Consider the following 10,737-nt stretch of genomic DNA (forward strand, 5'->3'; position numbering starts at 1 on the left):
TGCACCTGAAACAGACTGTTAGCGCGCTAATAAGAATGTTCTCAGGGCGCGGTACCCATGTTCTTCTGAAGGAATTTGTCGACGCGAGTCCAGAAGTCCACGCGGTTTTTCACCAGGCTCCAGCCGTGCCCTTCTTCGGTGTATTCGATCCATTCCACATTGGGGTTCGTGCGCTCCAGGGCTGAGCGAAGACGCGTGCCGTGCACGATCGGCACGCGCCGGTCTGCGCCGCCGTAAGCAAGCAACACCGGCTGCTTGATGCGCGCTGCCTGCTTGAGCGGCGAATTGGCGTCCATCTGGGCGCGGTCTTTTTCCGGGTCGCCCAGCAAACGCGGAAAGCCGTACTTCTTCACGACCGTCGAGATGTCGCTCCAGTTCACCGTGTACATCATTTCCATGTCGGCCACGCCGACCCAGTTCACGCCGCACTTGTACAGATCGGGGTCGTTCACCAGGCCCATCATGGTGGCGTAGCCGCCGTAGCTGGCGCCCGCGATGCAGATGCGAGCGGGGTCCGCAATGCCCTGGGCGATGGCCCATTTCGTGCCGTCGGCCACATCGTTCTGCATGGCACGGCCCCACTGTTTGAAGCTCGCGCTGAAGTGCTTGTAGCCGTAGCCTGTGCTGCCGCGAAACTCAGGTTCGAGCACGGCGTAACCGCGCGACGCAAGGAACTGGCTGTCGCGGCTCCACTTCCATTCACCGCCACGCAACCACGGGCCGCCATGCACCAGCACCACCATGGGCAGCTTCTTGCCTTTGGCGCCGCGTGGCAGCGTGAGCCACGCTGGGATCTCCAGGCCATCGCGGGCCTTGTACTTCACGAAGTCGCGCGTGGCCATGCGCTTGGGGTCGATCTCGCGCATCACGGGGCCGAGCACGGTGAACTTGTTGGTCGCGGTATTGAACAGCATGTACGTGCCCGGATCCACATCGGAATAGGCGTTCACCAGCACGACAGGCAGCTCGCCGCGCAGCGGCACTTCCATGTGGTTCACGGTGTTGGGCAGCAGCTTGTCGATGCGCGCCTGCACGTCTTTCCACTTCGGGTCGAGCCAGGCCGTCGCGTTCGCGTCGGAGACATAGCGTATGCCCACAGGCCCATCCTGGCCCATCACGATCGAGCCATGGAAATCGAAGTCCTTGAGCGACAGCAAAGGCTCGGGGTCGAGCGCCTTCTTCACCGGGTCAAAGCGATACAGCGCTGTCTTGTCGTGGCCGTTGTTTGAGGTGACAAACAGCGAGCCGTCTCGCGCAATGGCCACAGGGAAAAAGCCGCCCGAGGAAAACTGGTCGAACTGCGCCAGCATCGTCCACTTGCCGTCGGCCTCAAGCCTGTGCACGGCATATTTGCCTTCGTCGTAGGTCAGCTCCACGCGCGGCGTGTCGGTGCTGTCCATCACGGCGTCAACGATCTTGCCGGGGCGGGTGAACGTGGTGTAGCGGCCCGTGGCCGTATTGAGCTTCAACACATTCATCGATGCGGTGCCCAGGCTGCTGGTCCAGTCCCATTGCTCCACAAAAATGTCGTCCGATTTCTGGTCGTTGGTCGTCGCGAGAAAGTCGGTGAAGTAGTTGAGCATGCGTACATCGCCATGCTCGCGCAGGAACTGCTGGTCACGGTCGACCAGCTGCCGGTAGTCGCTGCCGTCGCGCGACACGGCGTACAGGCCACCGCCCACCACGGTGTCGCCAATGGCTGTCTCGGTGTCGTGCACGTTGAACACCAGCCTGTTGTCATTGACCCAGATGACTTGCGAGATGTCCACATCGGTCGGCGAGACCAGTGCTTTCGCAGTGAGCTTCTCGACATCCATGACCACCAGCTGGGCGCGCCCGCCTTTTGGCGCGACTTTCAGCGCCAGGTACCGGCCATTGGGCGACAGCTTGCCACCGCTCATGGCGGGGTTCTGGAAGAAGATCTCGACGGGGGTGGGTGCCTGCGCCTGCGCAACGGCGGGGCCTGCAGCGGCGGCGGCAAGCGCCACACCCAGGGCAATGAAGGTTTTGCGAATATGCATCAGCGTTTATACAACGCTGATGCAGCGCGATTCGCGCTATCCGCTAGAACCCGGCCACCAGGCCGTCGCGGCGCGAATCGCTCGCCGCGATGTAGCCTTCGCGCGCCGGGTCGCCCGCGCGCCAGATGAACTGGCCCGAGCCGAAATCCATGTAGCTGTCGTTGATCACTTCGATCTGGTGGCCGCGCGCCTGCAGCTCGCGCACAACCGCCGGGTCCATTTGCTGCTCGACGTTGAGCTCCATGCCGGCATTGAAGCGCCAGCGCGGTGCGTCGCACGCCACCTGCGGGCCCTGCTTGTAGTCGATCATGCGCACCAGCGTTTGCAGGTGGCCCTGCGGCTGCATGTTGCCGCCCATCACGCCGAACGACATCACCGGCTGGCCGTCCTTCGTGAGGAACGCGGGGATGATGGTGTGGAAGGGCCGCTTGCCCGGCGCAACCTGATTCGCGCCCGCCTCCAGGCTGAAACCATGGCCGCGGTTTTGCAGGCTCACACCGAACGTCGGCTCCACACAGCCGGAGCCAAAGCCCATGTAGTTGCTCTGGATGAAGCTGACCATCATGCCGTTTTCATCAGCGGCGGTGAGGTAGATCGTGCCGCCCTTGACCGGGTTGCCCGCACCAAAATCCTGCGCCTTCTTCATGTCGATCAACGCGGCGCGGCTGGCCAGGTATTTGTCATCGAGCATCTGCTCGGTAGTCACACTCATGGCGGACCGTTCGGCCACGTACTTGTACACATCGGCAAACGCGAGCTTCATCGCTTCGATCTGCAGGTGCTGTGAATCGGCGCTGTCCACCGGCAGCTTGGCCAGGTCGAACTTCTCGACGATGCCCAGTGCAATCAACGCCGCGATGCCCTGCCCGTTCGGCGGGATCTCATGCATCGTGTAGCCACGGTAATTGCGCTCGATGGGCTGCACCCACTCGGGCTTGTACGCTGCCAGGTCGCTCGCCTTGAGGCTGCCGCCGCTCTCGCTCGAGAACTTCTCCAGCGCCTGCGCAATCTCGCCGCGATAGAACGCCTCACCCTTGGTCTGCGCGATCAGCCGCAGCGCCTTGGCCGCTGACTTGAACTGGAACAGCTCGCCCACGTGCGGCGCGCGGCCATTCGGCATGAATGCCTTCGCGAAACCGGGTTGCGCGTGCAATTCGTCGATCACCGCTGCCCACTTGCTCTGGACAACAACGGGCACCAAATAGCCGCGCTCGGCCGCCTCAATGGCCGGCTCCATCAAGTCGGCAAAGGGGAGCTTGCCGTAGCGCTCGCTCAGCGCCATCCAGCTGCCCACCGCACCCGGAATCGTCGCGGAGTCGATGCCACGCTTGGGCGGGTTCTTGCTGCTGCCGTACTTGTCCTTGAAGTAGTCAGGCGTCCAGGCCGCTGGCGCCGGGCCGCTTGCATTCAGGCCCTGCAGCGTTTTGCCGTCCCACACGATGGCGAATGAGTCGCTGCCCAGCCCGTTGCTCACCGGCTCCACCACCGTCATGGTTGCTGCCGCTGCAATCGCTGCGTCTACTGCGTTGCCGCCCTTGAGCAACATGCGAAGCCCTGCTTGCGAGCCGAGCGGGTGCGACGTCGAGCAGATGTTTCGCGCGAACACCGGCAGGCGCGTGGACAGGTAAGGATTGTTGAAGTCGAAGGTCATGCCGATATTATTGCCCGACCTCTGTTGGCACGCTAACGGCCAGGGCCTGGCCTAGACTTCCCCCCAATGAAGACAGATTCAATCCAGCATTTCTTTGAGACATTGCGCGCTGCCAATCCGCTGCCCGTGACGGAGCTCGAATTCACAACGCCATTCGAGCTGCTCACAGCCGTGCTGCTGTCCGCGCAGGCGACCGACGTAGGCGTGAACAAGGCGGCGCGCCGGCTCTTTCCGGTGGCGAACACACCACAGGCGATTCTTGACCTGGGCATCGAGCGCCTCACCACGTACATCCAGACCATCGGCCTGTATCGCATGAAGGCCAAGCACCTGATGGAAACCTGCCGCATCCTCGTTGAGCAGCATGGCGGCCAGGTGCCACGCTCACGCGAGGCGCTGGAAGCGCTTCCGGGTGTGGGCCGCAAGACCGCGAACGTTGTGCTCAATGTGGTGTTCGGCGAGCCGACCATGGCGGTCGATACGCATATCTTCCGGGTGAGCAACCGCACTGGCCTGGCGCCGGGCAAAGACCCGCACGAGGTTGAAATGAAACTGCTCAAGCGCGTGCCCGAGGAGTTCATGCACGACGCGCACCACTGGCTGATCTTGCTGGGCCGCTATGTATGCGTGGCCCGCACGCCGCGGTGCTGGGAGTGCGCCGTGAGCCCCTGGTGCGACTTCAAGCCGAAGACGCTGCCGCCGAATCAGGCCTGATCGCCAAGCTGCGCTTCGAGCAGGCAATTGAACTCACGCGCGAAGTCAACGGAGACGCGTGCATGCACCGCGCCCTGCCTGTCGAAGAATCGTTGCGCACCCCGGGCCGTGAACACGCCTTCATGCCAGATGCCGGGGTGGATGTAGAGCCCGCGATCGCCCTCGAAACGAAAACAGATAAACCGCTGCGGCGTGATGTCGTCACCCGGCAATGCGAGCGGCACGTAGAACGGATGCCTGTCGAGCGGGAAGAACAGCTGGCCGCCATCGGGGTGATAGTTCGCGTGCCACAGGAGCATGCGAGCCGGTGCGCGCGAGTGGTCCTCACGCGCCTGCGCAGGATCGGTGCCATACGCCAGCACGTAGTGGCCCGACACGGCTTCGTTGCGGCCATAGAGCACGTCGCCTTTCCACTCGCTCACGAACACACCCTGCGTCGTGCCGGCCTGGTCGCCCGTGTCTTCATCGACGGCTCGCGTGCCAACGCTGGGCCATCGCACGATCTCGACCGGGCACTTGTCTGCGTCAGCGACGAGATGGCCAAAGCCCTTCAAGTTGGCATCGGTCGCATCGACCACCGGCATGCGCACTGTCGGTAGGCCTGCGGGCAGGTTGGGGTTCAGGAAGTCGAAGATGGGCATAGGGGGTTGGACTACGAGTCGCTGTGAGCGGGCGAGTTCATCACCGCCTCCACATGATGACCATCCGGATCAACAAGAAAAGCGGCGTAGTAATGCTCACCGTAGTGAGGCCGCAAGCCCGGCGCGCCGTTGTCCGTGCCGCCCGCTGTGAGGCCTGCTGCATGAAACGAGGCGACTGCTTCGCGCGACAAAGCATCGAATGCAAGATGAAAGCCCGGGCCGGGCGCACGGGCCGCTGGCTGCAGCTTCAGGCACAGCTTGTCTTTGCCGTCTTCGACGCCGTAGCCGATAGCCGTGCTGGCTTCAAATACTCGCCGAAAGCCCAACGCCTCCAGAGCTGCGTCGTAGAACGCGCCAGCCGTTTCAAGATTGGCGACTCCGAGCGAGATGTGATGCAGCACGCGGCGAGGTCTGGCAACTATTCGAGAAACGCGTTCTCTGTGTAGTGCGTCACCGCGACGGTTCTATCTGAATCTGAAGGCGCAAAGAAGATGTCCTTGCCCAGCCGGTAGGTGTAGCCGCACTGGTTCATTTCCATACGGAATGCCGGCAACTGCACTGCCACACAACGCTGGCCATCGGGTTGTAACTGCCACGTGCCCACTGCTTCGCTCGAGCCGTGGCCTTGCTTGTTATGGACCATGCCCACCACCGTGCGATCCCCACGCATGGTCATGTAAGAGTCAGCGTCCGCAGCCTTGCGCACGATACGCAGGTCACCCAGCGACTGGACTTCACCGGAAGAGAGTTTTTGCGCCCCGAGATCCAGCAGCTGGCCCAGGCTGGCCGGTTGCCCGGCAGATGCGAACGGCGATAGCGCTGCCAGTACGGTCGCCGCTGCGAGTGACTTGATCATGTGCAAGCTCCGGTTTCCGGCGACATCGCCACAGCCTTTATAGCAACGCACATCCAGTAGGGCAAGCCGCCTGCTTCACGCCCGAAGCTCCTCCATGCCAGATAACAACCTGGCCAGTTCCCGCGTCAGTTCACCGGCCGCAACGTCCTTGCAACCGCTGGAATTCTGGCCCGACCACAGGGGCGAGAAATCACCCGACCCACGCATTTCCGCCTTGGCGCGCAATGGCGCGATGGCGGCGGTGGCCAGCGGAAAGGCGGGTACAGCAGTGCTGATCGGCCCCAGCTCCCTCATGATGCGATTGACGATGCCCCGGGCAGGCCGCCCGGTGAAGAGATTGGTGAGTGCAGTGTGGCGCGCAGCATCACTCTTGAGCGCAGCGCGATGGATGGCGCTCGTCGTGGCCTCGGGGCACAGCAGGTAAGCCGTGCCGATCTGCACACCAGCCGCGCCAAGTGCCATGGCAGCAGCAACGCCATTCGCATCCGCGATGCCTCCTGCCGCAATCACCGGCAGCTTCACGCTTCGCACGATCTGCGGCAACAACGCGAAGGTGCCCATCTGGGCAGTCAAGTCGTCCGACAGGAAGTTGCCGCGGTGCCCGCCCGCCTCCAGCCCTTGGGCAATGATGGCGTCAACGCCCTGGGCTTGCAGCCACAGCGCTTCGTCGACAGTCGTTGCCGACGAGAAAATCTTCGCGCCCCATGCCCTTGCGCGGGCCAGCAGTCCGGCGGACGGCAACCCAAAATGAAAGCTCACCACGGCAGGCTTGAACTCGTCCAGCACGTCAGCAGCTTCGGCAGTGAAGGGAGCGCGCCCTGCCCCCGGCGCAATCTTGTCGGCATCAATGTCGAATTCCCGGAAGTAAGGCGCAAGTGACGCGCGCCAGAGCGCCTCGCGCTCGGCACTCGGCACGGGCGGTGTGTGGCAAAAGAAATTGACGTTGAACGGCTTGCTGGTTTGCGCCTTGATCGCCATGAGTTCGCTGCGAAGCGCGTCCAGGCTCAGCATGGCGCAGGGAAGCGAGCCGAGCCCACCTGCGTTGCACACGGCCACTGCCAGCGCGCTGCCCTGCACACCCGCCATTGGCGCCTGGATGATCGGCAGCTCGATGCCGAGGAGTTCTTGCAGTGTCATTGGCTGATGCTACGGCCCGGGCTACGCTTTAAATTCAGAGACATGATTCGCGATGTGCATGGCGTGCGCCAACTCATAGCTGGCCTTGTCAAGCTCACCGTACGCAAAGTGCGGCTTGAGCCCGCCTGGCCAATTGCGGAAGGCGGCAATAGCGGCAACAAGCCGTTCCATGCCTTGCTTGGGGTCCGATCCGCGATCCAGCGCGGGCGCGCCAGGAATTGGCTCCGACAGACTGTGCGTCATTTGCCCACGCCATGCGAACACCTGGAAGGCGGCAGCGCCGGCGGTTTTCTGGAAAAGGCGTGACTTCGATTCCGGAAAACCGGTCATTGAATATTCAATGCTCTGGGCCAGGTGATTCAGCGTTTGCGCCCATGAGAACGCAGTGTCCGATTTTGGAATGCCATTGGCGGCCAGTTTGGTGACCGCATCTTGCGCTGCAGCCAGCGATGAGAATCGCAGCCCTTCATTCGATGCACAAGCCGCCAGCGGGACGACTGACGAAGCTGCGCCTGCTTTGACCATCAGAGCGAGGACTTGACGACGAGTAGTTGGCATATCTGCGGACTTTCTCTATTTGCCGATTCGAAGAGGGCGTGTTCGCTGCGCTCGCGCGACACTCAAGCCGCACTGCCCGCAGGTGGCCGGCGCTTCATGTGTGCAGTTTCGCGCGGCGGTGGCTCATAGGGTTCGGGCCAGTAATCAGTCACCCTGGCGATCTGGCCGCCGTGCACTTCAAAAACCGAAATGCCCTTCATGCTGTCCTGACCCACGTTGAAGTCGATGATGCAGATGGCCTTGTCGCCATCGCATACCAAGTCAGTGATTTTGGCCTTCCAGTCACCTGGCCAGGTGCTGAACATTTCGGCGTAGCCCTGTCCAGACTCGATGTATTCGCGAGTCTGCGGCACTTCGTACTTCAGGTCTGACGCAAGAAGCTTTGCGAACTCGTCCCAATGCCTTGCATTGGCGAGTTCCCAGTGTCTGAGGATCAAGGCGCGAGTGTTGTCAGGCATGAGGCGGCTGCGAAACGAAGGTGAATTCTCTCTCTACGCGGCACGAAGCCAGCGCAACATGGCGGGATAGACCTTGGCGCTTGCGGCGCTGGCCTGCGCCGGTGTGGCCGCCATGCCTGCGGCTGAGAGGCCTGCTGCGCCTGGATACACGCCTATGCTGTAGGTAAAACAAAGGCCAGCGGACTTGCCGCCGTAGCCGCCTTCATGAAACAGCACTTCCGCTGGAAGGCCAATTTCCACCAGCGCAGCGTAGGCCCATGCAGTGACTTCCGGCTCACCGGCATGCAACACCAATTCCGTACCGTGCAAATTTCCACCAACAGTGCGGCGCAAGACATCAGGAAGTACGGCCAGGTGGCCAGCCTCGTGCAGCAGATCGCCAGGCCACGTATTGCGGGCACGATCGAGAATCAACTCGCCATTCACGATGGCAAGGCCTGGCAGGAATGTGTCTCCCGCAATTGCCTCCTCGCGAACGGAGAGTCCGATGCCGCGAAGGAATTCGACAATCCGGTCCTGGAGTTCGTGGGTGGCGATCGAAGACATTAACGTGTGTGGTCTGACTGGCGAAACGGATCAACCGTCTCACTTTCATAGACCTGCATGCTCGGCCGACCATCACACAGGCTGGCAAGCGCTTTGGCGAACTTTCGGGATTCCGGCACTTGGAAATGCATCTGGAGCGCTGGCAGATCCTGCCATTCCTCCACAAAAACCAAACGCCGCGGATTCTCGGCATCGTGATGCACAAAGTGCGACATGCACCCAGGCTCGGCGCGCGAACGCCTCACATGGTCGAGGCTCAATGCGAGAGCTTCCTCACCGCGTCCGTCCAGAATGAGAGCACTACCGACGACAACAATCATTTTTGGCAACCCGACGTGACACACAACCTCGACATTGTGGCGAAGAACGCTTTGGCCGCGGCGTAGTCGCTGACGCCAAGGAGAAAGTTGTCGAACATGGCAGTTTGGGTCTGTTGCTGATTCCGGGGCCTGACGTTTGAGTTGAGCTGACCGCTGCGGCAGGCCGGTCAACGTGAACGATGGGTTAGGCCGCCTTGCTGCTTGCCTGCGAGGCGAGGGACTTCGTCATGAGGACGCTCAAGAAGTTCGTGTGTGGTCGCCAGTCGCAGGTGCCGACCTGAGCATAGCCCCAGGAGCGGTACATCTCGATCAGTTCGACAGCGGGCTCGGCAGTGTGCAGCGCCATGACCTGGCAACCCTCGCGAATGGCATGCTGCAATGCGGCGTCGTGGATGCGCCTTCCGTAGCCCTTGCCTTTATGCGTTGGCGCGACGGCAAACTGACCAAACGACCACGTGAACTCGTCGCGCAAAAGCGCAACCTTGGACTCGGGGTCGGGTTTGCTGAGCGTGATGGTGGCGACCAACTCTCCATCTACCTCGCCAACGAAGCCGACACCTCCGCCGAGGCGCCTGGCCGTGTCCTCAACGGACTGGTGGGTTGCCCAATAGCGCAGCCCTTTCAACGCATGCGGCGCGTAGGCGGCGCGAATCATGGCAGTGAGCGCCACCAGGTCTTCGGACTCGGTTGTTCTTCGAACGAGCATGCTGGCACCTTGGATAATTTTGCAGTCTAAGGTGAAGGTGACCGGCGACTTGCGCCAGGGGCTTGGATGATTCTGGAACGGATCCAAGGCTAGAACAGCGACCTTCGCTTACTACCAGCAGGGCGTCAGCGGCTCGAGCCGCATGACGAATTGCCGGCCTCCAACGCGTCAGGTTTCGGCGGGCAGTTCATCTACGTCGTGCCCGCGCTCGAAGTGGTGGTGGTGACGTTCACAGAGCCGATTTCCCGCACGGTGGCGATCCAGACCGCGACGATCATTCGCGAAACAGCGCTGTCGGCGGCGCGCTGAAAGGGCGTGCTTTCGGTGGGGTGCAGAAATTCGTCATACCGCATCCCTGTCGGTCAACTGGTCAGGAAGCACTGGCCCGCACCCTTTCCATGGCAACACTCGAAACACGAAAGCCAAGCTTCTCGTAAAACGAAAACAGGCCTGGCCGTTGCGCGCGAAGAACCCACGTCATTTCTGGATTCTGGCCCATTGCCGCGCGCACGAGAGCCGAACCAATGCCGCGCAGGCGATGCGACTCGTCCACAACCAGCATCGAGATATACCCGTTCGTGACGCCATCAGTCAGCCCACGCACAAACCCCACAACCTTCCCTTGGTCAACCGCGACCAAAGCAATCTGCGAGCGAGCGAGGAGCTCCTGGAATTGTTCAGCATCTGAGACTCGATGCGACCAACCGGAGCTTGCAAGCAGGACTCTTGCGTCCTCGATTTCGGTCGATTGAATGGGTCGGATGTCCACGGTGCAGCCTCACGTCAACGTAACTGGGGCCCGCACAAAAGTGCGACCGCAGGGAGCAGATGTTAATGGGCGTTCATGTCGACGGATAAGTTATGGCGGGCTTGGTGACTTGCCGCTGGGCCTCACCGAGCCTTGGCGGCGCCAGCCTGCCATGTGTAGTGACTGACCGTCTGCCCGGTGCCCTGAAACTGCATGACGAAGTCGTGGCTGTGAACGAAGCCGGCGCGCTCAAGGTAAGCGTCCGGCGATCCCGTCTTGATTGCAGCGACTGAGCTATGGCTGGTCAGGTGTTGACTTCATCGGTGATCACTCCGTGCGACCAAGCCAAGCCGATCGCACTGTCGAATCTCGCCATCAGAT

14 protein-coding genes are annotated in these 10,737 nt (G+C 61.8%); 2 read left to right on the plus strand and 12 right to left on the minus strand.

Annotation, left to right across the window (positions count from 1 at the left end; all coding sequences use genetic code 11):
- Nucleotides 1-41: 41 nt before the first annotated feature.
- Together GHT07_RS13205 and GHT07_RS13210 are read right to left on the minus strand one after the other, a co-directional pair.
- Nucleotides 42-2,021: a S9 family peptidase gene (locus tag GHT07_RS13205; RefSeq protein WP_153585553.1), complete on the minus strand. Its 1,980-nt coding sequence runs from the start codon at nucleotides 2,019-2,021 to the stop codon at nucleotides 42-44.
- Nucleotides 2,022-2,064: 43 nt separating this feature from the next.
- On the minus strand, nucleotides 2,065-3,672 hold the full coding sequence (locus GHT07_RS13210; protein WP_153585554.1) for a gamma-glutamyltransferase family protein: 1,608 nt from the start codon (nucleotides 3,670-3,672) through the stop codon (nucleotides 2,065-2,067).
- Nucleotides 3,673-3,738: 66 nt separating this feature from the next.
- On the opposite strand from GHT07_RS13210, the gene nth reads away from it, so the two are divergent.
- Nucleotides 3,739-4,386, plus strand: coding sequence for an endonuclease III (nth, locus tag GHT07_RS13215; RefSeq protein ID WP_153585555.1), 648 nt, complete (start codon nucleotides 3,739-3,741; stop codon nucleotides 4,384-4,386).
- Here the strand turns inward: nth and GHT07_RS13220 are convergent.
- The 9 genes from GHT07_RS13220 to GHT07_RS13260 form a co-directional block, all read right to left on the minus strand.
- Complete coding sequence (locus GHT07_RS13220; protein WP_153585556.1) at nucleotides 4,377-5,027, minus strand: ureidoglycolate lyase; 651 nt, start codon at nucleotides 5,025-5,027, stop codon at nucleotides 4,377-4,379. The genes nth and GHT07_RS13220 overlap by 10 nt on opposite strands.
- Nucleotides 5,028-5,038: 11 nt before the next feature.
- Nucleotides 5,039-5,428, minus strand: coding sequence for a VOC family protein (locus tag GHT07_RS13225; protein WP_323740926.1), 390 nt, complete (start codon nucleotides 5,426-5,428; stop codon nucleotides 5,039-5,041).
- A gap of 17 nt (nucleotides 5,429-5,445) precedes the next feature.
- Nucleotides 5,446-5,883 carry a hypothetical protein gene (locus GHT07_RS13230; RefSeq protein WP_153585557.1) on the minus strand — a complete coding sequence of 146 codons (438 nt, stop codon included), beginning with the start codon at nucleotides 5,881-5,883 and terminating at the stop codon, nucleotides 5,446-5,448.
- Between the two features lie 75 nt (nucleotides 5,884-5,958).
- Nucleotides 5,959-7,020 (minus strand): NAD(P)H-dependent flavin oxidoreductase, encoded by a 1,062-nt coding sequence (locus GHT07_RS13235; protein WP_153585558.1) that lies wholly within the window; start codon nucleotides 7,018-7,020, stop codon nucleotides 5,959-5,961.
- Between the two features lie 21 nt (nucleotides 7,021-7,041).
- On the minus strand, nucleotides 7,042-7,545 hold the full coding sequence (locus tag GHT07_RS13240) for a DUF1569 domain-containing protein (protein WP_153585559.1): 504 nt from the start codon (nucleotides 7,543-7,545) through the stop codon (nucleotides 7,042-7,044).
- 95 nt (nucleotides 7,546-7,640) lie between these two features.
- Nucleotides 7,641-8,015, minus strand: a complete 375-nt coding sequence (locus GHT07_RS13245) for a nuclear transport factor 2 family protein (RefSeq protein ID WP_194792930.1) — start codon at nucleotides 8,013-8,015, stop codon at nucleotides 7,641-7,643.
- Nucleotides 8,016-8,069: 54 nt separating this feature from the next.
- Nucleotides 8,070-8,582 (minus strand): hypothetical protein, encoded by a 513-nt coding sequence (locus tag GHT07_RS13250; protein ID WP_153585561.1) that lies wholly within the window; start codon nucleotides 8,580-8,582, stop codon nucleotides 8,070-8,072.
- Nucleotides 8,582-8,902, minus strand: a complete 321-nt coding sequence (locus tag GHT07_RS13255; protein WP_153585562.1) for a putative quinol monooxygenase — start codon at nucleotides 8,900-8,902, stop codon at nucleotides 8,582-8,584. The genes GHT07_RS13250 and GHT07_RS13255 overlap by 1 nt, the downstream gene beginning before the upstream one ends.
- Nucleotides 8,903-9,086: 184 nt before the next feature.
- The gene (locus GHT07_RS13260; RefSeq protein ID WP_228488332.1) at nucleotides 9,087-9,695 is read right to left on the minus strand and encodes a GNAT family N-acetyltransferase; all 609 of its coding nucleotides are present in this window, start codon (nucleotides 9,693-9,695) and stop codon (nucleotides 9,087-9,089) included.
- A 63-nt stretch (nucleotides 9,696-9,758) separates the two neighbouring features.
- Here GHT07_RS13260 and GHT07_RS13265 point away from each other — a divergent pair, with 63 nt between their 5' ends.
- A complete protein-coding gene (locus GHT07_RS13265) occupies nucleotides 9,759-9,917 on the plus strand; it encodes a hypothetical protein (protein ID WP_153585563.1) in 159 nt (52 codons plus the stop codon).
- A 61-nt stretch (nucleotides 9,918-9,978) separates the two neighbouring features.
- Here GHT07_RS13265 and GHT07_RS13270 read toward each other — a convergent pair whose 3' ends face one another.
- Nucleotides 9,979-10,377 carry a GNAT family N-acetyltransferase gene (locus GHT07_RS13270; RefSeq protein WP_323740927.1) on the minus strand — a complete coding sequence of 133 codons (399 nt, stop codon included), beginning with the start codon at nucleotides 10,375-10,377 and terminating at the stop codon, nucleotides 9,979-9,981.
- Nucleotides 10,378-10,737 lie beyond the last annotated feature (360 nt).

Source organism: Caenimonas koreensis DSM 17982, assembly GCF_009646335.1.
In the GTDB taxonomy this organism is placed as follows: Bacteria; Pseudomonadota; Gammaproteobacteria; order Burkholderiales; family Burkholderiaceae_C; genus Ramlibacter; species Ramlibacter koreensis.

Coding starts and splice junctions, on each gene's coding strand:
- GHT07_RS13235 (WP_153585558.1), bottom strand. CDS start 7,020: ATGACACTGCAAGAACTCCTCGGCATCGAGCTGCCGATCATCCAGGCG.
- GHT07_RS13250 (WP_153585561.1), bottom strand. CDS start 8,582: ATGTCTTCGATCGCCACCCACGAACTCCAGGACCGGATTGTCGAATTC.
- nth (WP_153585555.1), top strand. CDS start 3,739: ATGAAGACAGATTCAATCCAGCATTTCTTTGAGACATTGCGCGCTGCC.
- GHT07_RS13220 (WP_153585556.1), bottom strand. CDS start 5,027: ATGCCCATCTTCGACTTCCTGAACCCCAACCTGCCCGCAGGCCTACCG.
- GHT07_RS13230 (WP_153585557.1), bottom strand. CDS start 5,883: ATGATCAAGTCACTCGCAGCGGCGACCGTACTGGCAGCGCTATCGCCG.
- GHT07_RS13210 (WP_153585554.1), bottom strand. CDS start 3,672: ATGACCTTCGACTTCAACAATCCTTACCTGTCCACGCGCCTGCCGGTG.
- GHT07_RS13205 (WP_153585553.1), bottom strand. CDS start 2,021: ATGCATATTCGCAAAACCTTCATTGCCCTGGGTGTGGCGCTTGCCGCC.
- GHT07_RS13240 (WP_153585559.1), bottom strand. CDS start 7,545: ATGGTCAAAGCAGGCGCAGCTTCGTCAGTCGTCCCGCTGGCGGCTTGT.
- GHT07_RS13255 (WP_153585562.1), bottom strand. CDS start 8,902: ATGATTGTTGTCGTCGGTAGTGCTCTCATTCTGGACGGACGCGGTGAG.